The following is a 25,271-nucleotide window of genomic DNA, read 5'->3' on the forward strand; positions in this document are numbered from 1 at the left end:
CACACCCGTTCCCATTCCGAACACGGAAGTTAAGCTCTTTAGCGCCGATGGTAGTTGGGGGTCTCCCCCTGTGAGAGTAGGACGTTGCCAAGCAAATTGAGAGGAGAGGTCAGCTATTTATAGCTGGCCTCTTTTTAATTTAAATGAGCCGTTTAAGGTACTGCTACGAAATCAAAAAAACCAGCTATTTATAGTTGAGTTTTTTGATTTCTCACATATATACTCAATAAATAGCATCATTCCTGAAACTAACTATAGTAATGGTGCTTTTACACACCACTTTTATTGACTAAAGCTTTGCTTGGTATTGAAGGCTAACTCCTTAATTTAAGTTTGAATTTTATAAATTTGTTTAGAGTTTTCCTTCCGAACAAAAATTAAAAATCCTGCACAACCTTTCATTATGGTTAAAGAAATCACTGAGTATTAAAAAAATTAATTTTCAAGTTAAAATACATAACAAATGGAAATAATGGATTATATAATCAAAAAAATAAATGCATCTAGGTTGCAAAATTGGTTTTTCGTTGTATAATGATAGTCAAATATAGTCAAAGTCAGGATGGGGGAGGGCGAGTGAAAAATATATCTGATATTATCGAAGGTTATTTAAAACAAGTTCTCGAGATGAGTCAGAAAGACATTTTAGAAATTAAAAGAAGCGAAGTTGCTGATAAGTTTCAATGTGTACCATCTCAAATAAATTACGTAATTAATACGAGATTTACCATTGAACGAGGCTACTTAGTGGAAAGTAAGCGCGGTGGTGGGGGTTACATTAGAATTATGAAGGTTCAAACACACGACCACGCGGATTTAATAGATCAACTACTGGCATTAATTGGTTCTAGAGTTTCTCAAACAGCAGCTGAAGATATTATTATACGGCTTGTGAATGAGGATATTATTTCTAATAGAGAGGCGAAAATCATGCTTAGTGTGATTGATCGTTCTGTGATTTATATCGATTTACCTGTACGTGATGAATTAAGGGCAAGCATTTTAAATGCAATGCTAACCACTTTAAAATATAAATAAAGACCCGGCAGAGGTGATAAAATGGTTTGTCAAGAATGTAATCAAAGACCAGCAGCTTTGCACTTCACAAAAATTATTAATGGTGAAAAGAAAGAAATCCATATTTGCGATAAGTGTGCACAAGAAAAAGGTGATTTATTTATGCAAAGTGGTGCAAACGGATTTTCAATAAACAACTTATTGTCCGGTTTACTTAATATAGAACCATTTCTTCAGCAAAAGAAAACGAGTACGTTTCCACATGTTGAAGAGTTAAAGTGTAAGAACTGTCATTTAACGTTTAAAGAATTTGTCCATGTTGGGAAATTTGGATGTGCAACATGTTATGAGGAGTTTAAAGATAGTTTGGATCCTATTTTAAAAAGAGTGCATGGCGGCAATACTGCACATGTTGGGAAAATACCAGAAAGATTAGGCGAGAGCATTCATCTTAGAAAACAAATAAAGGATTTAAAAAGTGAACTGAAAGCCCTCATTGATCAAGAAGAATTTGAACAGGCGGCTTTGGTGCGAGATCAAATACGTTTACTTGAAAAAGGTGACGAAGCAGCTGTAGAGGAAAGGGGAAACCAGCTATGACTTTAGATCACTTTGCGCAAAATGCAAAAAGCTCTTGGTGGAATGAAGCTGGTCCTGATGCGGATATTGTTCGAAGTTCCAGAATTAGATTGGCGAGAAACTTCAGGGATTATAAATTCCCAACTATATACAATAAAGAAGAAGCCAACGAAATTATGGAGTTAGTAAAGGAAAAGCTAGAAAAGTCAAATGCCACTGTAGTGGGAAATTTGGAGCTTTTCGAATTAGAGAAGCTTGAACCTCTCGAAAGGCAGGTATTGGTTGAAAAACACTTGATCAGTCCCAATTTAGCCGAAGATTCCTTGTGCGCTGCTTGTCTGCTATCTGAAAATGAGGAAATTAGCATTATGGTGAATGAAGAGGAGCATATCCGGATTCAATGCATGGTATCTGGTTTGCAGTTAACAGAAGCCTTGGAAGTAGCTAATAAATATGATGATTGGGTGGAGCAGCAGATTGATTATGCGTACGATGAAGAGAGGGGCTATTTAACAAGCTGTCCAACAAATGTAGGAACAGGCTTAAGAGCGTCAGTTATGATGCATCTACCGGGCCTAGTCCTGACTCGTCAAATTAACAAAATTATCCCAGCAATTAACCAATTAGGTCTTGTTGTCAGAGGAATGTATGGGGAGGGCAGTAGTGCAGTAGGTAATATTTTTCAGATATCAAACCAGATTACACTTGGAAAATCAGAGAAAGATATTGTGGAAGACTTGACTAGTGTTGTTCAACAAATCATTGCACAAGAAAGGTCCGCCAGAGAAGCATTAGTTAAAACCTCTCACATACAATTAGAAGATAGAGTATATCGTTCTCTTGGAGTTTTATTGAATGCGAGGATTATTGAATCAATAGAAGCTGCTACATGTATATCAGATGTTAGTTTAGGTATCGATTTAGGGTATATAAAAAATATAGAAAAAAGTGTAATGAATGAATTAATGATTTTAACGCAGCCAGGATTTTTACAAAAGTACGCAGGTGGACCGTTACAACCATATGAAAGAGATGTTCGCCGCGCTTCGTTAATACGTGAACGGTTAGATTCAGCCCAAATTGAAAATTCTTAAGGAGGAATTATCCTATGATGTTTGGACGATTTACTGAGAGAGCTCAAAAAGTATTAGCATTAGCCCAAGAAGAAGCTATTCGTTTGGGACATAATAATATTGGAACCGAACATATTCTATTAGGTCTCGTTCGTGAGGGAGAAGGTATTGCTGCAAAGGCACTATACGCACTGGGGCTTGGCTCAGATAAAATTCAAAAGGAAGTAGAAAACTTAATTGGCCGTGGTCAAGAGAAGGCTCAAACGATTCATTATACCCCAAGAGCCAAAAAGGTCATTGAGCTTTCTATGGATGAAGCACGAAAACTTGGGCATTCTTATGTTGGTACTGAGCATGTTCTACTAGGGTTAATCCGTGAAGGAGAAGGCGTCGCTGCCCGTGTTCTTAATAATCTTGGAGTAAGTTTGAACAAAGCACGTCAGCAAGTACTACAACTGCTAGGGAGCAATGAGACTGGTGGTCATCAGGGTACTGCATCAGTAAATGCCAGTACGCCAACCCTAGATGGTTTAGCCCGTGATTTAACGGCAATTGCACGTGAAGGAAGTCTGGACCCGGTCATTGGCCGTAGTAAAGAAATTCAACGTGTGATCGAAGTGCTAAGTCGTCGTACAAAAAATAACCCAGTCCTAATCGGAGAACCGGGAGTAGGTAAAACAGCAATTGCAGAAGGACTTGCGCAACAAATTATTAATAATGAGGTTCCAGAAATTCTTCGTGACAAGCGCGTTATGACACTTGATATGGGGACTGTAGTAGCTGGCACGAAATACCGTGGTGAGTTTGAAGATCGTCTGAAGAAAGTGATGGATGAAATTCGCCAAGCTGGAAATATCATTTTATTTATTGATGAGTTACACACATTAATTGGTGCTGGTGGAGCAGAGGGAGCGATTGATGCATCCAATATTTTAAAACCTTCATTAGCTCGTGGTGAGTTGCAATGTATTGGAGCAACGACTCTCGATGAATATCGAAAATATATTGAAAAAGATGCAGCCCTAGAACGCAGATTCCAGCCAATTACAGTTAATGAGCCTACAATAGAGGAATCGATTCTAATTCTTAAAGGGCTACGTGATCGTTATGAAGCGCATCACCGTGTTTCAATTACAGATGAATCGATTGATGCAGCGGTTAAGCTTTCTGATCGTTATATTTCTGACCGTTTTCTTCCAGATAAAGCGATTGATTTAATTGATGAAGCTGGTTCGAAGGTTCGATTGCGTTCTTATACGACTCCACCAAATTTAAAAGAATTAGAAGTGAAACTTGATGAAGTACGAAAAGAAAAAGACTCTTCTGTACAAAGCCAAGAGTTTGAAAAGGCAGCTTCTTTACGTGATACTGAACAGCGATTAAGAGAGCAGCTGGAAGAAACGAAGAAGACATGGAAAGAAAAGCAGGGTCAAGAAAATAGTGAAGTAACAGTGGATGATATCGCTCACGTCGTATCAAGTTGGACGGGTGTCCCTGTTACAAGACTCGCACAAACAGAATCAGATAAATTATTGAATATGGAATCTATACTTCACGATCGTGTAATTGGTCAAGAGGAAGCGGTCATTGCTGTTGCAAAAGCCGTTCGCCGTGCTCGAGCAGGCTTGAAAGATCCGAAACGTCCAATAGGTTCATTTATTTTCCTTGGACCGACAGGAGTTGGGAAAACAGAATTAGCAAGAGCATTGGCTGAATCCATCTTTGGTGATGAAGAGGCAATGATTCGTATTGACATGTCGGAATACATGGAGAAACATTCGACTTCACGCCTTGTTGGTTCACCTCCGGGATATGTAGGATATGAAGAAGGTGGGCAATTAACGGAAAAAGTACGTAGAAAGCCGTACTCTGTCGTTCTATTAGATGAGATTGAAAAGGCTCATCCAGATGTATTCAACATCCTTCTTCAGGTATTAGAGGATGGGAGATTAACGGACTCTAAGGGTCGTACAGTAGATTTTAGAAATACGATTCTAATTATGACTTCTAATGTGGGGGCATCTGCTCTAAAATTGAATAAATATGTAGGATTTAACATTCAAGATCAAGGTCAGGATTATAAGGATATGAAAGGAAAGGTAATGGAAGAGCTGAAGCGAGCATTCCGTCCAGAGTTCCTTAACCGTATCGATGAAACAATTGTATTCCATGCACTTGAGAGAAAGCATCTGAAAGAAATTGTTACACTAATGTCAGCTCAACTTACAAATCGCCTAATCGAGCAGGAAATTCTCATTGAATTGACGGATGCTGCGAAAGAAAAGATCGCTGAAGTAGGGTATGATCCCGAATATGGGGCTCGCCCAATTCGTAGGGCACTTCAGAAACACGTGGAAGATTACTTATCTGAAGAGCTATTGAAAGGAAATGTTCAAAAAAATCATCCGGTTACTATAGATGTAAAAGACGGCGAATTTTTACTAAAATATGAAGAGCCAGTAAATAGTAATATATAAGGCAATGACAAGAAGAGGTACATACTATAATGTGATGTACCTCTCTTTTATTAAGTAAATCTATATTTTTTTAGAAAATAGTTGGAATGATTATGAGATAAGCAGGATTATTACGACTTCATACATAATATCTTTAGTGTAGGGATTTTTTTACATAAATATATTTGGGAATAAGAGGCTTATTTATTTTACTAAAAGAGAGGAAGCTATTATGGCAACAAAGAAAAAGACAAAATTTATGTGTCAATCATGTGGATATGAGTCAGCAAAATGGATGGGGAAATGCCCAGGCTGTGGCGAATGGAACAAGATGGTTGAGGAAGTTGAAATTGTGAAGCCACAGAGACGTGGAGGAGCCTTTACGCATTCAGAGGGTATCACGGGAAATGCAGAGCGTCAAAAGGCAATACCCATTACAACAATTGAAACGTTGCAAGAGCCAAGAATTGCTACGGATTTAGCTGAGCTAAACCGGGCATTAGGTGGAGGGATTGTTCAAGGGTCACTCGTTTTAATCGGTGGTGATCCGGGTATTGGTAAGTCAACACTTTTGCTACAAGTATCATCTCAACTCGCACAGAAGCAGAAGAAGGTCCTCTATATTTCCGGAGAAGAGTCTGTTAAACAAACAAAGTTACGTGCCGATCGACTTGGTGTTACATCTGACCATTTATATGTGTATTCAGAAACAGATATGGATTATATCCAGCAGGCGATTGCTGAAGTGAATCCAGACCTTGTTATTATTGATTCCATTCAGACGGTCTACCAGTCGGAAGTCACCTCAGCCCCTGGAAGTGTATCACAGGTAAGGGAATGTACAGCTACTTTAATGCGCATCGCAAAATCGAATGGAATTGCCATTTTTATTGTTGGGCATGTAACGAAGGAAGGGGCAATTGCAGGTCCAAGATTATTGGAGCATATGGTAGATACGGTATTATACTTCGAAGGAGAGAGACATCATACATATCGAATTATCCGAGCTGTCAAGAATCGCTTTGGTTCGACAAATGAAATGGGTATTTTTGAAATGAAAGAGAGTGGCCTGGAAGAGGTCGCAAATCCATCTGAAATTTTCCTCGAAGAACGGTCCCAAGGTGCCGCTGGTTCAACAGTCGTTGCCTCTATGGAAGGAACACGACCTGTGCTTGTGGAAATCCAAGCACTCGTATCTCCGACAAGCTTTGGAAACCCACGAAGGATGGCAACTGGAATTGACCATAATCGAGTATCGCTTTTGATGGCTGTTTTAGAAAAAAGAGTCGGTTTACTCTTACAAAATCAAGATGCTTATCTAAAAGTAGCGGGCGGAGTAAAACTGGATGAACCTGCAATCGACCTTGCTATTTCTGTAAGTATTGCTTCGAGCTTTCGTGACAAATCAACGAAACCTACGGATTGTATTATTGGAGAGGTAGGACTAACAGGTGAAGTTAGAAGAGTATCAAGAATTGAACAAAGGGTTCAGGAGGCGGTTAAACTTGGCTTTGAACGGGTGATTGTTCCAGCTAATAATATCAGTGGTTGGAGTGCACCTAAAGGAATTGAAATTATCGGAGTGTCAACCGTTGCGGAAGCTCTTAAGTATGCTCTAGGAGGCTAAAAATGACAGACAAAAAAGCGTTTGAAAAGATAAAATTAGAAATCCTTCACATGATTGCCCCAGGTACACCATTAAGAGAAGGGATTGATAATGTCTTACGTGCTAATACAGGAGGACTCATCGTTGTTGGTGATAATGAGAAGGTCAGATCCATAGTTGACGGTGGATTTCAAATTAATTCACCTTGTACACCAAGCACATTATATGAATTGGCAAAGATGGACGGTGCGATTCTTTTAAATGAAAAAGCGGATAAAATCATCCTTGCTAATGCACAGTTGGCACCAGACACATCTGTACCATCCAAGGAAACTGGTATGCGTCATAGAACAGCTGAGCGTGTAGCAAGGGAAACGAAATCACTTGTTATTGCGATTTCACAGCGGAGAAATGTCATTACCCTCTATCAAGGGAGTTTCCAATATGTACTTAAAGATATTGCTGTTATTTTAGCAAAAGCGAATCTTGCGATACAAACGCTGGAAAAATATAAAATTGTTTTGCAGCAAAGTATTAATGACCTTGGTTTGCTTGAATTCGAGGATATGGTGACCTATACAGATTTATTGCAGGTCTTCCATCGCTATATTATGGTTTTAAGAATAAAAATTGAGTTAGTGAATTATTTGAATGAGCTTGGTACAGAAGGTAGATTAATCCGTCTTCAAATGAATGAGCTGCTTTTTGAATTGGAAAGTGAAGGAAAACTGATTGTAAAAGATTATATTAATCAGAAGGGAGACCATCCACAGGAAATAATAGAAAAGCTGCACGAATTGGCCCAGCAGGAGAAGTTTGAAGAAGGAAATTTGTTAAAAGTACTTGGATATAATGGCTACATTCATTTGGATGAAACGATCAGTCCAAGAGGGTATCGAATTCTACATAAAATTCCGAGATTGCCATTTTTGATTGTAGAGAATCTTATCAATCAATTTAGTAATTTTATTACTATCTATCAGGCTTCTGTTGAAGAGCTGGACGATGTTGAAGGTATTGGAGAAGTACGGGCGAATAAAATTCAAGAGGGTCTTAAGCTACTGAAAACACAACTTGTTGCAGAGCAAAGAATGTGAATGGGGGGTGAATAATTTTTGACACTCCAATATGCGAATGCTAGGCTGAGGTATGGAAGTTATCTATATTTTATAGCGAAATCTTATCAAAATATTAAATAACAAGGTTTCGAATTATAATATTTGTTAATAATGAATAAAGGGAGGTGAAGGGATGTTAAAACGCATTATACAAGCATGCTTCTTAATTGTCGGGGGAACACTTGGCATTGTGTTAATTCCGTGGCTATTGACGATGGTACATGCAGATGATATTGCATTAATAAATAACCCTTATGTTACTGCTATTTTAGGAGCCATCATTTTTTATCTTATTACTTTTGGGGCTGTAGAGTATGTCGTTAATTTTATGAAGTGGCTTGAGGAACAGCTTGTCAAGGCACCGATTACAGATATTGTTTTCGGAAGTATCGGCTTGCTCGTGGGGCTCTTAGCTGCCTATATTATCGGTTCAGCGCTCAATGCCATCCAAGTACCTATTCTAAATACAGTAGCACCGATTCTTTTGACTTTATTGTTTGGGTATCTCGGCTTTCAGGTTGGATTTAAGAAGCGGGATGAATTCTTGAATTTATTCTCCAAAGCAGGGAAAAGGAAAATTCAAGACAGTGAACAGGAGTTAGAAGAACAAAATCGAAAAATGAAAATACTGGATACAAGCGTCATTATTGATGGGAGAATTGCGGATATTTGCCAGACGGGATTTTTAGAAGGCGTGATTGTCATCCCACAATTCGTTTTGGCAGAGCTTCAACATATTGCTGATTCCTCAGACGCGTTAAAAAGAAATCGTGGCCGTCGAGGGTTGGATATCCTTAATCGCATTCAAAAGGAATTATCGATTAAGGTAGAAATATATGAAGGGGATTTTGAGGATATTCAAGAGGTAGATAGCAAATTAGTTAAGCTTGCGAAAGTTTCCAACGGTGTTGTTGTTACAAATGATTTTAACCTCAATAAAGTGTGTGAATTTCAAGGTGTACCTGTGTTGAATATTAATGATTTAGCAAATGCAGTCAAGCCTGTTGTACTACCAGGGGAAGAAATGAGTGTACAAGTCATTAAAGATGGGAAAGAGCAGAATCAAGGCATTGCTTATCTCGACGATGGAACGATGATTGTTGTTGAAGGTGGAAGAGATTATATCGGCAAGCGGATCGATGTATTAGTAACGAGTGTCCTTCAAACATCTGCGGGTCGTATGATTTTTGCAAAGCCTAAATTATTAGAAAAAGCATTATAGGAGGAAACAGAGTCTTATAGTGTAACAAGGAGAGGCCGGCATGTTTTATGAAGTAGTTATACCAGCAGCAGGACAAGGGAAAAGAATGAAGGCTGGAAAGAATAAGTTATTTATCGAGCTGATAGAAACCCCTATTATTGTTTATACACTACAAGTATTTGATCGTGACCCTGCCTGTAAGCGGATTATCCTAACAATTAATCCTGAAGAAGCAGCCATTTTCACAGGCCTAATTAAGAAGTATGAGATAAAAAAGACGATTAAGCTTGTACCTGGTGGTAAAGAGCGTCAGCAAAGCGTGTTTAACGGATTGAAAGAAATCAAGGAAGATGGCCTTGTGCTAGTTCACGATGGAGCAAGGCCGTTTATTGACCATTTGCTTATTAAACGGTTAACAGAAGCAGCGTTCACTCATGGTGGGGCAATAGTTGCGGTCCCTGTTAAGGATACAATAAAAAAAGTGAAAGATAGTATGGTTATAGAAACCGTGGAGCGATCTAGCTTGTGGGCAGTCCAAACACCACAGGCTTTTCGTGTGTCCATTTTAAAAAAGGCACATGAAGATGCAGAGAAAGCCAATTATTTAGGTACAGATGATGCTAGTCTTCTTGAACGAATGGGGCAACCTGTTGTAATTATTGAAGGCAATTATGATAACATTAAGATTACGACTCAAGAAGATTTATATTTTGCGGAAGCAATTTTACATAAAAATAAAAGGTGAAGAAGGAGAGATGAAATGATGTTTAGAGTTGGACAAGGATTTGATGTTCATCAGTTGGTAGAAGGAAGGCCATTGATTATTGGTGGAGTTACAATTCCTCATGAAAAAGGCTTACTTGGCCATTCAGATGCGGATGTATTACTTCATACAGTAGCCGATGCATGTCTTGGTGCTATTGGGGCAGGGGATATTGGAAGGCACTTCCCAGATACAGATCCGGAGTATAAAGATGCCGATTCAGCGAAGCTACTTCAACACGTATGGGCGATTGTGAAAAAGGAAGGGTATGTACTCGGAAATGCGGATTGTACGATCATAGCCCAAAGTCCTAAAATGGCCCCCTATAATGAAAAAATAAAAGCAAGAGTAGCCGAGTTGCTGGAAGCTTCCGTGGATCAAATCAATGTGAAAGCAACGACAACGGAAAAGCTTGGTTTTACTGGTCGTGGAGAAGGAATTGCTGCACAAGTTGCTGTACTCTTAGTGAAAGCGGAGTAACCGCCAAGAGATACTTTATTCAATGACCTATTGATGGTAAAATAAAACGAGACAACCCACATGGTTAGGCCAATCTGGGATTATGAAGTGACGTATGGAATGTATTCATTAGGAGGAGTCAGATATGAGCAGTGACATTCGAGTTAGATATGCACCTAGTCCAACAGGGCATTTACATATAGGTAACGCACGTACGGCTTTGTTTAATTATTTGTTTGCACGAAATCAAGGCGGGAAGTTTATTATCCGGATTGAAGATACAGATCAAAAGCGGAATATTGAAGGTGGAGAAGAGAGTCAGCTTCAATATTTAAAATGGCTTGGGATTGAGTGGGACGAAAGCGTTGATATTGGTGGAGAATTTGGACCTTACCGTCAATCTGAGCGAAATGATATCTACAAAGATTTGTATGAAGAGCTACTCGAAAAAGGCTTGGCATATAAATGTTATTGTACCGAAGAAGAAATTGAAGCAGAGCGCGAGGAACAGCTTGCTCGTAATGCAACCCCGAAATATTCAGGGAAATGCCGTCATTTGACAGAAGAAGACCGGAGTAAGTTAGAAGCAGAGGGAAGAAAGCCTAGCATTCGCTTTGCAGTTCCATCCGACAAGGTCTTCACGTTTAAAGATATGGTTAAAGATGACGTGTCCTTTGAAGCGGAAGGGATTGGCGACTTTGTTATTGTGAAAAAGGACGGGATTCCTACATATAATTTTGCGGTGGCAGTAGATGATCACTTGATGAAAATCTCACATGTACTTCGTGGCGATGATCATATTTCGAACACGCCAAAACAATTGATGATTTATGAAGCATTTGGTTGGGAGCCACCTATGTTTGGGCATATGACTCTTATCGTTAATGAGAGCCGCAAGAAATTAAGTAAACGCGATGAATCAATTATTCAATTTATTGAGCAATATGAAGAATTAGGGTATTTGCCAGAAGCGTTATTCAATTTCATTACATTATTGGGTTGGTCTCCAAGCGGTGAAGAAGAAATTTTTTCAAAAGAAGAGTTTATCAAAATGTTTGATGCAGACCGTTTGTCGAAATCACCGGCATTATTTGACACGCAGAAGCTAACATGGATGAACAATCAATATGTGAAACAACTTGATGTTAGCCGCGCTGTAGATTTATCACTGCCTCATCTTGTAAAAGCAGGGAAAGTATCTGCTGAGCTAAGCGAAGAAGAAGCTAAATGGGTCTATCAATTAGTTGATTTGTATCAAGAACAAATGAGCTTTGGTGCGGAAATCGTTGAACTATCACAACTATTCTTTAAGGAAGAACTGGATTTTGAAGGAGAAGCAAAAGAGGTACTTGCAGAAGAGCAAGTGCCAGAGGTTATGCAAGCATTCCTTCAAGAACTCGATACCCTTGAAACATTTACCGCTGACGAAATTAAGAAGGCCATTAAAGCCGTTCAAAAAAGTACAGGACAAAAAGGGAAAAAACTTTTTATGCCGATTCGTGCAGCAGTTACAGGGCAAACACACGGGCCTGATCTACCGAAAGCTATTGCGCTTTTAGGGAAGGAAAAAATAAAACAGCGTGTAGAGAGCATTTTAAGTTAACAATTTGTTGGAAATGTAATATAGTATTAGATAATTATTAGCTAAAAAACGCGTAGATAGGGAGAAGTAAGAAAATGATGCTTGAAAGAGAGAACCATAACCTGCTGAAAGTGGTTTAAGCCCCTCATTTCCTGAAATGCACCCTGGAGCCCTTTGTTGAACTAACTGATAGTAGGCAAAGGCGGAATTTCCTCCGTTATCGGGAAATAAGTTGGAAACGGAAGCGATTCGCTGAACATTTCAAACAGAGTGGAACCGCGCTGACAAAGCGTCTCTGTCTATTGGACAGAGGCGTTTTTTTATTGAGTAAACCGAAACAACGTTCATGTGGAGAATGTTTAGCAAGTTCACAGGTAGCTAGAAAAGATCACACTGATCCATTACATCATGCTAAATAGAAAAGAATAGAAGGGATATATAGGAGGTAACAACGGTGTTTAAACTATTCAAGGAAGATTTAGAGGTCATATTTGACCAGGATCCTGCTGCACGTAGTTATCTAGAAGTTATTTTGACATATGCTGGATTGCATGCAATTTGGAGTCATCGACTGGCCCATGCCTTTTATAAACGTAAATTCTTTTTCATTGCAAGAACTATTTCACAAATTAGCCGCTTTTTTACTGGTGTTGAAATTCATCCAGGTGCGCAAATTGGGAATCGTTTTTTTATTGATCATGGAATGGGGATCGTGATTGGTGAAACTTGTGAAATTGGAGATAATGTATCTGTATTCCAAGGTGTTACACTTGGAGGAACAGGAAAAGAAAAAGGAAAAAGGCATCCCACGATTAAAGATAATGTATTAATTGCTACAGGTGCTAAGGTTTTGGGATCCATTGAAATTGGAGAAAATTCCAAAATCGGCGCAGGTTCAGTTGTATTGAAAGAAGTTCCTCCAAATTCGACTGTTGTTGGTATTCCAGGAAAAGTCGTCATTCAGGATGGGGTAAGAATAAGTAAAGATTTAAACCACACAGACCTTCCTGACCCTATTGCAGACCGCATTATAGAATTGGAAAAGGAACTGTTGGATATGAAAGCGGAATTGTATGTGTTGAAGGAAGAAAGGAGAAAAGAATATGACTATTAAAATTTATAATACTGTAACCCGGCAGAAGGAAGAATTTATTCCATTAGAAGAAGGTAAGGTTAAGATGTACGTTTGCGGACCTACCGTATACAACTATATTCATATTGGCAACGCTCGCCCTGCCATCGTGTTTGATACTGTTCGCAATTATCTTAAGTTTAGCGGTTACGATGTGAACTTTGTTTCAAATTTCACAGACGTAGATGATAAATTAATTAAAGCTGCAAAGGAATTAGGGGAAGATGTTCCGACGATTGCAGAACGATTTATTAACGCCTATTTTGAAGATGTCTCAGCGTTAGGCTGCAAAAAGGCAGATAAACATCCGACTGTAATGGAGAATATGGATACGATTATTGACTTTGTTTCTGCATTGATTGAAAAAGGATATGCATATGAATCTGAAGGGGATGTCTATTTCCGTACTCGTAAATTCGACTCGTATGGCAAGCTTTCACATCAGTCCATTGATGAACTGCGCATTGGCTCAAGAATTGAAGTGGGGGATAGGAAACAAGACGCTTTAGACTTTGCCTTGTGGAAAACAGCGAAGGAAGGAGAAATTTCTTGGGAGTCTCCATGGGGAAATGGCCGTCCGGGTTGGCATATTGAATGTTCCGCAATGGCGAAGAAATACCTTGGTGATACAATTGATATTCATGCAGGTGGGCAAGATCTAACATTCCCACACCATGAAAATGAAATTGCCCAATCAGAAGCATTGACAGGGAGAACGTTTGCGAAGTACTGGATGCATAATGGCTATATAAATATAGATAATGAAAAAATGTCGAAATCTCTAGGGAATTTTGTCCTTGTACATGACATTATTCAGCACCATGATCCACAAGTATTGAGATTTTTCATGTTATCTGTTCATTATCGTCACCCGATCAATTATAGCGAAGAAGTACTTGAGAAGACAAAAGCGGCATTTGACCGTTTGAAAACATCTTTTCAAAACTTAAAGCATCGTTTAGATTCAAGCACGGGATTAACGGATAACGATGGCTTATGGTTGAAGAAAATTACGGACTTACATGATGAATTTACCCGTGAAATGGACGATGACTTTAATACAGCTAATGCAATCTCTGTCTTGTTTGAACTTTCCAAGCAAGCCAATTACTATCTGATGGAAAAGAATACAGATCAGAATGTGATTGAGAAATTCATCAAAGAGTTTAAAACGTTAACGTCCGTTCTTGGTTTGACTCTAGAAGAAGAAGCCTTGTTGGATGAAGAAATTGAAGCGTTGATTCAGCAGCGCATTCAAGCACGTAAAGACAGGGATTTTAAGCTTTCAGATGACATTCGTGACCGGTTAAAAAATGTAAATATTATTCTCGAAGATACACCTCAAGGTACAAGATGGAAAAGAGGATAAGCAATATGCAATATGAGAAGAAAGTCGATGAAAAAATGGTGAACAGCCTTGCTCTTGCCTACATGGGTGATGCCATATATGAAACGTATATACGGCATCATCTTCTGAAAAAAGGTGCAGTGAAGCCGCATCTGCTTCATAAAGAAGCAACTTCTTTTGTATCAGCAAAAGCACAAAGTAAAATCATTCATTTCTTTATCGAAAACAATCAATTAACAGAGGAAGAACGAGCTGTGGTAAGGCGCGGACGGAATGCTAAATCAGGTAGTGTACCTAAGAATACAGATGTTCAAACTTATCGATATGGCACAGCGTTTGAAGCTTTAATGGGCTATGTATACTTATCAGGGAACAATGAGAGATTAGAAGTTCTTATCGATCAATCGATACAATTTATTGAAGAAGAAAAGGGGAGATGATCTTATGAGTGAGGAATATATTATTGGAAAGAACCCTGTACTTGAAGCATTGCGGTCTGAGCGTGATATGAATAAAATATGGATTGCTGAAGGGTCGCAAAAAGGTACAATGCAGCAGATTATTGCACTAGCAAAAGAGCGGAATATATTCGTTAATTTTGTCCCGAAGAAAAAGATTGATCAAATGACAGAAGGCATTCATCAAGGGGTTGTTGCCCAGGTAGCTGCGTATACATATGCAGAATTAGATGATCTATTTGCTGTGGCAGAGTCTCGTGATGAAGCTCCCTTTTTTATATTATTAGATGAAATTGAAGATCCTCATAATCTTGGATCGATCATGCGTACAGCTGATGCAGTAGGAGCTCATGGAATTATTATTCCGAAACGTAGAGCCGTGGGTTTAACTGCAACTGTAGCAAAATCATCAACAGGAGCCATCGAATACATCCCTGTTGCCAGAGTTACAAATATGTCTAGAACGATTGATGAATTGAAAGAACGCGGGGTCTGGATTGTTGGTACCGATGCATTGGGCAAAGATGATTACCGAAACATGGACGGTAAGATGCCGATAGGTCTCGTAATTGGCAGTGAAGGAAAGGGAATGGGCCGCCTTATTAAAGATAAATGTGATTTCCTTATTCGTATGCCAATGATTGGAAAGGTAACTTCTTTGAATGCATCTGTTGCAGCAGGTTTGTTGATGTATGAAGTTTATCGAAAAAGAAATCCTTTAGGGGAATAGGTAATGAATATTCTGTTGGTAGACGGTTATAACATTATTGGAGCTTGGCCGGAACTAAGAGAATTAAAGGAACACAATTTATCAGAAGCGCGTGATCGCCTGATTGAGAAGATGGCAGAATATCAAGCTTTTTCAGGTTACAGAGTCATAGTCGTGTTTGATGCCCATTTTGTTCAGGGAATTGAGCGTAAATATAAAAATTTTAAGGTGGAAATTATTTTTACAAGAGAAAATGAATCCGCGGATGAACGGATTGAAAAAATGGCTGGCCTTTTAAATAATATTAAAACGCAGATTTATGTGGCAACCTCTGATTTTACTGAACAATGGGTGGTTTTTGGGCAAGGAGCTTTACGGAAATCTGCACGTGAGCTATTAATAGAAATGGAACATATAGAAATTGAAATTGACAAAAAGCTTGACAAAACGACAAAATCCAAACAAAATTCTAAGATTGATTTAACAGATGAAGTGGCAGAAATTTTTGAAAAATGGCGTCGGGGGAAGTTTTGAGCTGTTGACGAGTAATTTTCACCTACTGTATAATATTGCTAACTATGTGTACGGTCAGGGGGATAAAATGTGGGGTCCAACTTCGGAATAAAAGTGAATGAGGATTATGGCCAGTTTGATGATGACGTGCTTGTGGATTATGTGCATAAAGGAGACAGTGAGGCTTTGGATTATCTAATCCAAAAATACCGTAACTTTGTAAGAGCTAAAGCTAGAACCTATTTTTTAATCGGTGCTGATAAAGAAGATATTGTGCAAGAAGGTATGATAGGTTTATATAAGGCAATTCGTGATTTCAAAGGAGATAAACTGTCATCATTTAAAGCATTTGCAGAGCTTTGTATTACAAGACAAATCATTACAGCGATTAAAACAGCAACAAGACAAAAACACATCCCCTTAAACTCATATGTTTCTTTGGACAAGCCTATCTATGATGAAGAATCAGATCGCACGCTTATGGACGTTATTTCTGGAGCAAAAGTTTTAAATCCCGAAGAACTGTTCATAAATCAGGAAGAATTTGACGACATCGAATTAAAAATGGCGGAATTATTGAGTGATTTAGAAAGAAAGGTTCTTGCACTTTATCTTGATGGACAATCTTATCAGGAAATTTCAGAGGAATTAAACCGACACGTAAAGTCAATTGACAATGCTCTTCAACGAGTCAAGAGAAAACTTGAACGGTATTTGGAAGTGAGAGAGATTACCCTATAAACCCTTGTATGCATGCGGTATTTAGGCTTATTGTTTATTGACAATAAGTAACAGCCATGATAAAGTTTTAACGATGTAGAGATAGATAGGTGTGGAAATGATGAGAAAAAAGTTAATCCTCGCTTGTACGGATTGTGGTTCAAGAAATTACTCTTCTGAAAGCAATAAAACAGCAAGTGTAGAACGTCTGGAAATTAAGAAATTCTGTAGTACTTGCAATGCCCATACCATGCATAAAGAAACAAAGTAACTGTTTAAATAGATTGACAGAAGCTACCTAATTGGTTGGAGGTTACATTCATGAATCGCATAACCGAATTTTTCCGTGGTGTTGCCAGAGAGATGAGAAAAGTAAGCTGGCCTAAAAGAAAAGAGCTTACAAGATATACGGTTGTTGTGCTTTCAACTGTTGTCGTTATGGCAGTGTTCTTTGCTGTAGTAGATTTAGGCATATCTGAACTAATTCGTCTTGTTATTGAATAAGAGATTCGAAAATAAGCTATAATAGTGCTAGAATGATAAACAACAGCAAAAAGCCCGGAAACGGGTTTTTTAATTTGTCTTTTTTAAGATTAAGAAAGTATTGGTTTTTCTAAGGGTTTTGATGCTTAGTGAAAGTGAACTGACCTCGATAGTCAATAGACAAGTAATTGGATGGACTGAAAATGATTCTTTCCATACAGCTTATTTGACACATACTCGCTTTCGGGTGAAACAAGGCGCTTGCGCTTTTCTTAAAAAGTAATGTCTCCAGAAGTCAGTGACGGCTTCTCGAGTTTTTTTGTGCAAAATGAAAAATGGTGTCAAAAAAGTTACGGGGAGGGAAGGGCGATTTAGTCCTAATGATATGGAGAAAAATTGGTATGTTGTACACACATACTCAGGATATGAGAATAAAGTAAAAGCGAATCTTGAGAAACGTGTCGAGACAATGGCGATGCAAGATAAGATATTCCGCGTCGTTGTCCCTGAAGAAGAAGAAACAGAAATTAAAGATGGTAAGAAAAAAGTTTTAAAGAAGAAGGTATTTCCAGGGTATGTGCTTGTAGAGATTATTATGACGGATGACTCTTGGTATGTAGTTCGTAATACACCCGGAGTAACAGGGTTTGTAGGTTCTTCTGGGGCTGGTTCGAAACCAACTGCTTTACTACCTGAAGAAATTGAAGTCGTTCTGAAACGCATGGGTGTTGATGAACAGCGGATCGAAGTAGATTTCGAATTAGGTGACACCGTAACGGTTAAGGAAGGTCCTTTCTCCGATTTTACGGGAGTTATCGAAGAATTGGATAAGGACAAAGGTAAAGTACGGGTGCTTGTCAATATGTTCGGTAGAGATACCCCGGTTGAACTCGACTTTAATCAGGTGGAAAAAATATAATCTGAAAAAACTTGAAATCAATGTTGGAAAGTGGTAAAATTTCAAAGGTCAGTATGTTTCTATTATGAGACCTAAATGATACAACATTCTTTATTTAATTAAAGAATTTAAGATGAGTGGGAGGGTATACCCCTATTACCACATCACGGACTTAGACTTATAAGGAGGTGTGTCTCGTGGCTAAAAAAGTAATTAAAATGGTTAAATTGCAAATTCCTGCTGGGAAAGCGAATCCGGCACCGCCGGTTGGTCCTGCACTAGGTCAAGCTGGTGTTAACATCATGGGATTCTGTAAGGAGTTCAACGCTCGTACAGCAGATCAAGCTGGTCTAATTATTCCTGTTGAAATTACGGTATTTGAAGACCGTTCATTTACATTCGTAACAAAAACTCCACCTGCTGCAGTATTGCTTAAAGTTGCAGCTGGAATTGAGTCTGGTTCTGGTGAACCTAACCGTAATAAAGTTGCTACAGTCAAACGCGATAAAGTACGCGAGATTGCAGAAACAAAAATGCCTGATCTAAACGCAGCAAACGTTGAGTCTGCAATGCGTATGGTTGAAGGTACAGCACGCAGCATGGGTATTGTCATCGAAGATTAATCCCATCTAAACAGTTATTCGTTTCTACGGGGTTGCGATTCATACTCGCAACCTTTATTCGTGGGAGGTTATTCCGTTAAAACCACAATATAGGAGGATTTTATATCATGGCTAATAAAGGTAAAAAATATCTTGAAGCGGTACAATTAATTGACCGTACTAAAGCATATTCAGTAACAGAAGCTGTAGAACTTGCTAAAAAAACTAGCTTTGTAAAATTTGATGCAACAGTTGAAGTTGCTTTCCGTTTAGGCGTTGACCCTAAGAAAGCTGATCAACAAATCCGTGGAGCAGTTGTGCTTCCAAACGGAACTGGTAAAACTCAACGTGTATTAGTTTTTGCTAAAGGCGAAAAAGTTAAAGAAGCTGAAGCAGCAGGCGCTGATTATGTTGGAGATTCAGAATACATCAACAAAATCCAACAAGGTTGGTTTGAATTCGATGTGATCGTTGCTACTCCAGATATGATGGGTGAAGTTGGTAAATTAGGACGAGTATTAGGACCAAAAGGTCTAATGCCGAACCCGAAAACTGGTACAGTTACATTTGATGTAACGAAAGCAGTTAATGAAATCAAAGCTGGTAAAGTTGAATACCGCGTTGACAAAACAGGTATTATTCACGCTCCAATTGGTAAAGCTTCTTTCGAAGACAGCAAATTGGTTGAAAACTTTACAACGATCTATGATACGTTAATGAAAGTAAAACCTGCGGCAGCTAAAGGAACTTACATGAAGAATGTTTCTGTAACGACTACAATGGGCCCTGGTGTTAAGGTTGATCCTTCTTCATTCAGTGTAAAAAATTAACATTTGACAATATGAAACGATTATTGCTATAATCTGTTTTGTTAATATAAAAGAATATCATTTGTACCGTAGACAGTAGGTGCTCAAAAATTGAGCTTAATTTCCTGCCGAGGTAATTCGATAAAATAGTCCATGACTATGACTTTCAAATTACTGCCTCCTCGTCTGCAAGATGTGGAGGCTTTATCTTTGACCGGTATAAATGTTTTCAAGCAAATCTAATAGGAGGTGTAAGGATGAGCGCCATTATCGAACAAAAGGTTCAAATTGTTAATGAGATTACTGAGAAATTCAAAGCTAGCCAATCAACTGTTGTTGTTGACTACCGCGGATTATCTGTTTCAGAATTAACAGAACTTCGTAAACAACTTCGTGAAGCAGGCGTTGAGTTCAAGGTTTACAAAAACTCTATGACTCGCCGTGCTGTTGAAGCTGCTGAATTAGTTGCTTTAAATGAATCATTGACTGGCCCGAACGCAATTGCATTCTCAACTGAAGATGTTATTGCTCCTGCGAAAATCCTTAACGATTTCGCGAAAAAACATGAAGCATTAGAAATTAAAGCTGGAGTTATCGAAGGAAACGTTGCAACGGCTGAAGAAATTAAAGCTCTTGCAGAACTTCCATCACGCGAAGGTCTACTTTCAATGCTACTCAGCGTGCTACAAGCACCTATTCGCAATCTTGCTCTTGCTACAAAAGCTGTGGCAGATCAAAAAGAAGAACAAGGAGCGTAAGTTAACACTTAGCCCTTGGTAACAAAAACTAAAACAAAACCCTAGGAGGAAATATACAATGACTAAAGATCAAATCATTGAAGCAGTTAAAACTATGACTGTTTTAGAACTAAACGACCTAGTTAAAGCAATCGAAGAAGAATTTGGCGTAACTGCTGCTGCTCCTGTAGCTGTAGCTGCTGCTGGTGGCGCTGCTGCTGAAGAACAAACTGAGTTTGATGTTATTCTTACTTCTGCAGGCGACCAAAAAATCAAAGTTATCAAAGCTGTTCGTGAAATCACAGGACTTGGTCTTAAAGAAGCGAAAGAAGTTGTTGATAACACTCCTAAAGCAATCAAAGAAGGCGTATCTAAAGAAGAAGCTGAAGAATTCAAAGCTAAACTTGAAGAAGTTGGAGCTGGCGTTGAAGTTAAGTAATCTTTCTTGTTAAAAAGCTCGCTATTATGGCGGGCTTTTTTTCTCTTACTTTTGAAACAGTAAGCTTCTAATCTTCACAAATCTTCTCTCGAAATTCTTCAATTAATCTTTTCTGATAGGAGGAGATGACTCTGGCAGATCATTACTACTCACAAAAACCGGATGTTGAAAGCAATCCGAAATTTTGGGACTACACTCTAAGAGGACGCTCGTTTCGCTTCAAAAGTGACAATGGAGTGTTCTCGAAAAAAGACATTGATTTCGGATCGCGCTTATTAATTGAAACCTTTACTCTTGAAGAAGAGATTAAGGGAAGTATTTTAGATGTGGGTTGTGGATATGGTCCGATTGGGCTTTCCATTGCTGCATCTTTCCCTGAAAGAACAATAGAATTGATAGATATTAATAGTCGTGCAGTGGATCTTGCAAAAGATAATGCGAAATCAAATGGAATTGCTAATGTAAGTATTTATGAAAGTGATCAATTGGACAGTGTTGAATTCGATCAATTTGCAGCAATACTGACTAACCCGCCTATCCGTGCGGGGAAAACAGTCGTTCACGGTATTTTAGAAAAAAGTCATGCAAAATTGACGGATGGCGGCGAGTTATGGGTTGTCATTCAGAAAAAGCAAGGTGCTCCGTCTGCGATGGATAAGATGGAACAGGTTTTTGGGAATGTTAAGACGGCTGTAAAGAAAAAGGGTTATTATATACTTGTATCTAAAAAAAATTGACTCAGTTTTTCCGCTATGTTAGTATTGTATAATGCAAATATATAATTCCTTAACTATGCAATTTTTATACTAAATGTGTATAAAAAGTGGTTTAATTGGAAAAAATATATAAATAATAGTTCGTTTTATGAAAAATTGTGGTTTTTAAAACAAAAACCATTTTCTTTTTGTCTATGGAATTACACTTTTTCCAAGAGGCAAATGGAACCTTATAACGCTTGATTTAAGGGGTGAATCGGTTGACAGGTCAACTAGTTCAGTATGGACGACACCGCCAACGTAGAAGTTATGCAAGAATCAGTGAGGTATTGGAATTACCAAACCTAATTGAAATTCAAACCGCTTCTTATCAATGGTTTCTTGATGAAGGATTAAGAGAGATGTTCCAGGATATTTCTCCTATTGAGGACTTTACGGGCAATTTATCGCTTGAATTTATCGATTACAGTTTGGGAGATCCAAAATATTCGGTAGAAGAATCGAAAGAACGTGATGTAACGTACTCAGCACCACTTCGTGTAAAAGTCAGACTTGTAAATAAAGAAACTGGGGAAGTCAAAGACCAAGATGTATTCATGGGTGATTTTCCTCTTATGACTGAAACAGGTACATTTGTCATTAATGGTGCAGAACGTGTTATCGTTTCACAACTTGTTCGTTCACCAAGTGTGTACTACAATGGAAAAATGGATAAAAACGGGAAGTACGGCTTTACAGCTACTGTTATTCCTAACCGAGGTGCATGGTTGGAGTATGAGACAGATGCAAAAGACGTAGTTTATGTCAGAATTGACCGTACGCGGAAGTTGCCAATTACAGTATTGATGCGTGCTCTTGGGTTTGGGTCTGATCAAGAAATTCTTGACCTTATTGGAGACAATGAGTATATCCGTAATACGCTAGAAAAGGATAATACCGAAAGCGTAGAAAAAGCATTACTAGAGATTTACGAACGTCTTCGCCCGGGTGAACCACCGACTGTAGAAAACGCGAAAAGTCTTTTGGTTTCACGTTTCTTTGATCCAAAGCGTTATGACTTAGCGAATGTAGGCCGCTATAAACTAAATAAAAAACTGCATATTAAAAACCGTTTATTTGGTCAACGTATCGCTGAGACATTAGTTGATCCGGAAACTGGTGAGATTATTGTTGAAAAGGGTACACTTCTGGACCGACGCATTTTAGACCGCATCCTTCCTCATCTTGATGAAGGAATTGGCAATCGCACATATCAGCCAGTAGGCGGTGTGGTAGAAGATGAGATTTTGCTTCAACCAATTAAGATATATGCTCCAAATGATACAGAAGGCGAGAAAATCATCAACGTAACCGGGAATGCAAATGTAACGGATCGTGTGAAAAACATTACACCTGCCGACATTTTATCTTCTATTAGCTACTTCTTTAATTTACTTCATGGGGTAGGGATTACAGATGATATCGATCACCTTGGTAATCGCCGTCTTCGTTCAGTAGGTGAATTATTACAAAATCAATTCCGAATTGGATTATCAAGGATGGAGCGAGTTGTTCGTGAAAGAATGTCTATTCAAGACACGAATACCATTACACCGCAGCAATTAATTAATATTCGCCCGGTGATTGCTTCTATCAAAGAATTCTTCGGAAGTTCTCAATTATCACAATTCATGGACCAAACGAATCCATTAGGCGAATTGACGCATAAACGTCGTCTTTCTGCATTGGGACCAGGCGGTTTAACACGTGAACGTGCCGGTTTTGAAGTGCGTGACGTTCATTATTCTCACTATGGTCGTATGTGTCCAATTGAAACACCAGAGGGTCCAAACATTGGACTGATCAACTCATTATCTAGCTATGCGAAGGTGAATCCATATGGATTTATCGAAACGCCATTCCGTCGTGTGGATCCTGAAACAGGAAAAGTTACAAATCGCATTGACTATTTGACAGCAGATGAAGAGGATAACTATGTAACGGCGCAAGCGAATACTCGCTTAGATGACGATGGGTCATTTGTAGACGATCAAATCGTAGCCCGTTTCCGTGGTGAAAACACGGTAGTACCACGCGACCGCGTTGACTATATGGATGTTTCCCCGAAACAGGTTGTATCAGCGGCGACAGCTTGTATTCCGTTCTTGGAGAATGATGACTCTAACCGTGCCCTAATGGGAGCAAACATGCAACGTCAAGCAGTGCCGTTATTACAACCAGAAGCACCACGTGTCGGAACAGGTATGGAGTATGTATCTGCTAAAGATTCTGGAGCAGCTGTGATTTGTAAGCACGAAGGAATCGTTGAGCATGTTGAATCTCGTGAAGTCTGGGTTCGACGAGTAAGTGTTGTGGATGGACAAGAGGTCAAAGGAAATCTTGATAAATACCGTCTTTTGAAATTTATCCGTTCTAACCAAGGAACGTGTTATAACCAACGCCCAATCGTAAGCGTAGGGGATAAAGTGGTCAAAGGGGAAATCTTAGCTGATGGTCCGTCAATGGAATCAGGTGAGCTTGCTCTAGGTCGTAACGTCCTTGTGGCATTTATGACATGGGATGGTTATAACTATGAAGATGCTATTATTATGAGTGAGCGTCTTGTGAAAGATGATGTCTATACATCGATTCACATTGAAGAGTATGAGTCAGAATCACGAGACACAAAACTTGGACCTGAAGAAATTACTCGGGATATTCCAAACGTTGGGGAAGATGCACTTCGTAACCTTGACGAACGTGGCATAATCCGCATCGGCGCTGAAGTTAAAGACGGAGACTTACTAGTAGGTAAAGTAACGCCAAAAGGTGTAACGGAACTTACAGCTGAAGAGCGTCTTTTACACGCTATCTTTGGTGAAAAAGCACGTGAAGTACGTGATACGTCCCTTCGTGTACCACATGGCGGTGGCGGAATCGTACATGACGTTAAAGTGTTTAACAGAGAAGATGGAGATGAACTTCCACCAGGCGTAAACCAACTTGCACGTGTGTATATTGTTCAAAAACGTAAAATTCACGAAGGTGACAAAATGGCAGGTCGTCATGGTAATAAAGGGGTTATCTCTCGCCTTCTTCCGGAAGAAGATATGCCATATTTACCGGACGGCACACCGGTTGACATCATGTTAAACCCATTAGGTGTACCATCTCGTATGAACATTGGGCAGGTATTGGAATTGCATTTAGGAATGGCAGCCAGGGCCCTTGATATTCATGTTGCTTCTCCGGTTTTCGATGGAGCAACAGAGGAAGATGTTTGGGCAACAATTGCTGAAGCTGGAATGGCGAGCGATGCGAAAACAGTCTTATATGATGGACGCTCAGGTGAACCATTCGATAACCGCGTATCAGTAGGTATTATGTATATGATCAAACTTGCTCATATGGTTGATGATAAGCTTCATGCGCGATCAACAGGACCTTACTCACTCGTTACGCAGCAACCACTTGGTGGTAAAGCGCAATTCGGTGGACAACGTTTCGGTGAAATGGAAGTATGGGCACTTGAAGCATATGGTGCTGCATACACCTTGCAAGAAATTCTTACTGTTAAGTCCGATGATGTCGTTGGTCGTGTGAAAACATATGAAGCGATTGTGAAGGGCGAAAATGTACCGGAGCCGGGTGTTCCTGAATCATTCAAAGTATTGATTAAGGAGCTTCAAAGCTTGGGATTGGATGTCAAAATCATGAATGCACAAGACCGCGAAGTTGAAATGCGTGATTTGGAAGATGAGGATGATGTAAATCATTCTGACTCCTTGAACATAGATAAAGAAGGTAAAGAAATGGTTGCCTCAGATGCTGGCACGAAGACAAATGCCATCACAACGGATTAACACTTTGAATA

The 25,271-nt window shown here is 39.1% G+C and carries 25 protein-coding genes, 1 rRNA gene and 2 other annotated features; all 26 genes read left to right on the forward strand.

The window, feature by feature from the left end; translation table 11 throughout:
• A 5S ribosomal RNA gene (rrf, locus tag ACIQZI_RS22970) occupies nt 1–93 on the forward strand; the annotation flags it as partial.
• Nucleotides 94–576: 483 nt separating this feature from the next.
• A complete protein-coding gene (locus tag ACIQZI_RS22975; protein ID WP_062187155.1) occupies nt 577–1,038 on the forward strand; it encodes a CtsR family transcriptional regulator in 462 nt (153 codons plus the stop codon).
• A 21-nt stretch (nt 1,039–1,059) separates the two neighbouring features.
• The gene (gene mcsA, locus ACIQZI_RS22980) at nt 1,060–1,617 is read left to right on the forward strand and encodes a protein-arginine kinase activator protein McsA (protein ID WP_403077892.1); all 558 of its coding nucleotides are present in this window, start codon (nt 1,060–1,062) and stop codon (nt 1,615–1,617) included.
• A complete protein-coding gene (gene mcsB, locus ACIQZI_RS22985) occupies nt 1,614–2,690 on the forward strand; it encodes a protein-arginine kinase McsB (RefSeq protein ID WP_403077899.1) in 1,077 nt (358 codons plus the stop codon). The genes mcsA and mcsB overlap by 4 nt, the downstream gene beginning before the upstream one ends.
• A gap of 14 nt (nt 2,691–2,704) precedes the next feature.
• The gene (gene clpC, locus ACIQZI_RS22990) at nt 2,705–5,146 is read left to right on the forward strand and encodes an ATP-dependent protease ATP-binding subunit ClpC (protein ID WP_403077901.1); all 2,442 of its coding nucleotides are present in this window, start codon (nt 2,705–2,707) and stop codon (nt 5,144–5,146) included.
• 211 nt (nt 5,147–5,357) lie between these two features.
• Nucleotides 5,358–6,752 (forward strand): DNA repair protein RadA, encoded by a 1,395-nt coding sequence (gene radA, locus ACIQZI_RS22995; RefSeq protein WP_403077903.1) that lies wholly within the window; start codon nt 5,358–5,360, stop codon nt 6,750–6,752.
• A gap of 2 nt (nt 6,753–6,754) precedes the next feature.
• Entirely contained in the window at nt 6,755–7,828 is a 1,074-nt protein-coding gene (gene disA / locus ACIQZI_RS23000; protein WP_403077905.1) for a DNA integrity scanning diadenylate cyclase DisA, read from the forward strand.
• A gap of 154 nt (nt 7,829–7,982) precedes the next feature.
• The gene (locus tag ACIQZI_RS23005) at nt 7,983–9,071 is read left to right on the forward strand and encodes a PIN/TRAM domain-containing protein (RefSeq protein WP_403077907.1); all 1,089 of its coding nucleotides are present in this window, start codon (nt 7,983–7,985) and stop codon (nt 9,069–9,071) included.
• Nucleotides 9,072–9,111: 40 nt separating this feature from the next.
• Nucleotides 9,112–9,795, forward strand: a complete 684-nt coding sequence (ispD, locus tag ACIQZI_RS23010; protein WP_403077909.1) for a 2-C-methyl-D-erythritol 4-phosphate cytidylyltransferase — start codon at nt 9,112–9,114, stop codon at nt 9,793–9,795.
• Nucleotides 9,796–9,813: 18 nt separating this feature from the next.
• Nucleotides 9,814–10,293, forward strand: a complete 480-nt coding sequence (ispF, locus tag ACIQZI_RS23015) for a 2-C-methyl-D-erythritol 2,4-cyclodiphosphate synthase (protein ID WP_062187163.1) — start codon at nt 9,814–9,816, stop codon at nt 10,291–10,293.
• Between the two features lie 124 nt (nt 10,294–10,417).
• A complete protein-coding gene (gene gltX / locus ACIQZI_RS23020) occupies nt 10,418–11,875 on the forward strand; it encodes a glutamate--tRNA ligase (RefSeq protein WP_403077913.1) in 1,458 nt (485 codons plus the stop codon).
• Between the two features lie 44 nt (nt 11,876–11,919).
• Nucleotides 11,920–12,154: a binding site (T-box leader), on the forward strand.
• A gap of 154 nt (nt 12,155–12,308) precedes the next feature.
• On the forward strand, nt 12,309–12,968 hold the full coding sequence (gene cysE, locus ACIQZI_RS23025; protein WP_062187165.1) for a serine O-acetyltransferase: 660 nt from the start codon (nt 12,309–12,311) through the stop codon (nt 12,966–12,968).
• Complete coding sequence (cysS, locus tag ACIQZI_RS23030; RefSeq protein WP_403077917.1) at nt 12,958–14,355, forward strand: cysteine--tRNA ligase; 1,398 nt, start codon at nt 12,958–12,960, stop codon at nt 14,353–14,355. The genes cysE and cysS overlap by 11 nt, the downstream gene beginning before the upstream one ends.
• A 5-nt stretch (nt 14,356–14,360) precedes the next feature.
• A complete protein-coding gene (locus ACIQZI_RS23035; protein WP_403077920.1) occupies nt 14,361–14,774 on the forward strand; it encodes a Mini-ribonuclease 3 in 414 nt (137 codons plus the stop codon).
• Between the two features lie 4 nt (nt 14,775–14,778).
• On the forward strand, nt 14,779–15,522 hold the full coding sequence (gene rlmB, locus ACIQZI_RS23040) for a 23S rRNA (guanosine(2251)-2'-O)-methyltransferase RlmB (RefSeq protein WP_062187168.1): 744 nt from the start codon (nt 14,779–14,781) through the stop codon (nt 15,520–15,522).
• A 3-nt stretch (nt 15,523–15,525) separates the two neighbouring features.
• Entirely contained in the window at nt 15,526–16,035 is a 510-nt protein-coding gene (locus tag ACIQZI_RS23045; protein ID WP_403077923.1) for an NYN domain-containing protein, read from the forward strand.
• 69 nt (nt 16,036–16,104) lie between these two features.
• Nucleotides 16,105–16,755: an RNA polymerase sporulation sigma factor SigH gene (gene sigH, locus ACIQZI_RS23050; RefSeq protein ID WP_062187170.1), complete on the forward strand. Its 651-nt coding sequence runs from the start codon at nt 16,105–16,107 to the stop codon at nt 16,753–16,755.
• Nucleotides 16,756–16,855: 100 nt separating this feature from the next.
• Complete coding sequence (gene rpmG, locus ACIQZI_RS23055) at nt 16,856–17,005, forward strand: 50S ribosomal protein L33 (protein WP_082675257.1); 150 nt, start codon at nt 16,856–16,858, stop codon at nt 17,003–17,005.
• Between the two features lie 50 nt (nt 17,006–17,055).
• The gene (gene secE, locus ACIQZI_RS23060) at nt 17,056–17,238 is read left to right on the forward strand and encodes a preprotein translocase subunit SecE (protein WP_403077927.1); all 183 of its coding nucleotides are present in this window, start codon (nt 17,056–17,058) and stop codon (nt 17,236–17,238) included.
• 364 nt (nt 17,239–17,602) lie between these two features.
• Nucleotides 17,603–18,136: a transcription termination/antitermination protein NusG gene (gene nusG, locus ACIQZI_RS23065; protein WP_062187250.1), complete on the forward strand. Its 534-nt coding sequence runs from the start codon at nt 17,603–17,605 to the stop codon at nt 18,134–18,136.
• Nucleotides 18,137–18,312: 176 nt separating this feature from the next.
• Nucleotides 18,313–18,738 (forward strand): 50S ribosomal protein L11, encoded by a 426-nt coding sequence (rplK, locus tag ACIQZI_RS23070; protein ID WP_028390474.1) that lies wholly within the window; start codon nt 18,313–18,315, stop codon nt 18,736–18,738.
• Nucleotides 18,739–18,845: 107 nt separating this feature from the next.
• Nucleotides 18,846–19,547 carry a 50S ribosomal protein L1 gene (gene rplA, locus ACIQZI_RS23075; protein ID WP_062187172.1) on the forward strand — a complete coding sequence of 234 codons (702 nt, stop codon included), beginning with the start codon at nt 18,846–18,848 and terminating at the stop codon, nt 19,545–19,547.
• A 48-nt stretch (nt 19,548–19,595) separates the two neighbouring features.
• Nucleotides 19,596–19,744 (forward strand) — a sequence feature (ribosomal protein L10 leader region).
• A gap of 39 nt (nt 19,745–19,783) precedes the next feature.
• Nucleotides 19,784–20,284 carry a 50S ribosomal protein L10 gene (gene rplJ / locus ACIQZI_RS23080; RefSeq protein ID WP_062187173.1) on the forward strand — a complete coding sequence of 167 codons (501 nt, stop codon included), beginning with the start codon at nt 19,784–19,786 and terminating at the stop codon, nt 20,282–20,284.
• Between the two features lie 58 nt (nt 20,285–20,342).
• Nucleotides 20,343–20,702 carry a 50S ribosomal protein L7/L12 gene (gene rplL, locus ACIQZI_RS23085; protein WP_403077930.1) on the forward strand — a complete coding sequence of 120 codons (360 nt, stop codon included), beginning with the start codon at nt 20,343–20,345 and terminating at the stop codon, nt 20,700–20,702.
• Nucleotides 20,703–20,833: 131 nt separating this feature from the next.
• A complete protein-coding gene (locus tag ACIQZI_RS23090) occupies nt 20,834–21,439 on the forward strand; it encodes a class I SAM-dependent methyltransferase (protein ID WP_403078035.1) in 606 nt (201 codons plus the stop codon).
• A gap of 239 nt (nt 21,440–21,678) precedes the next feature.
• Nucleotides 21,679–25,260, forward strand: a complete 3,582-nt coding sequence (gene rpoB / locus ACIQZI_RS23095; RefSeq protein WP_062187175.1) for a DNA-directed RNA polymerase subunit beta — start codon at nt 21,679–21,681, stop codon at nt 25,258–25,260.
• The last annotated feature ends 11 nt before the right edge of the window (nt 25,261–25,271 follow it).

The organism is Peribacillus sp. NPDC096379 (assembly GCF_044762875.1).
In the GTDB taxonomy this organism is placed as follows: domain Bacteria; phylum Bacillota; class Bacilli; order Bacillales; family DSM-1321; genus Peribacillus.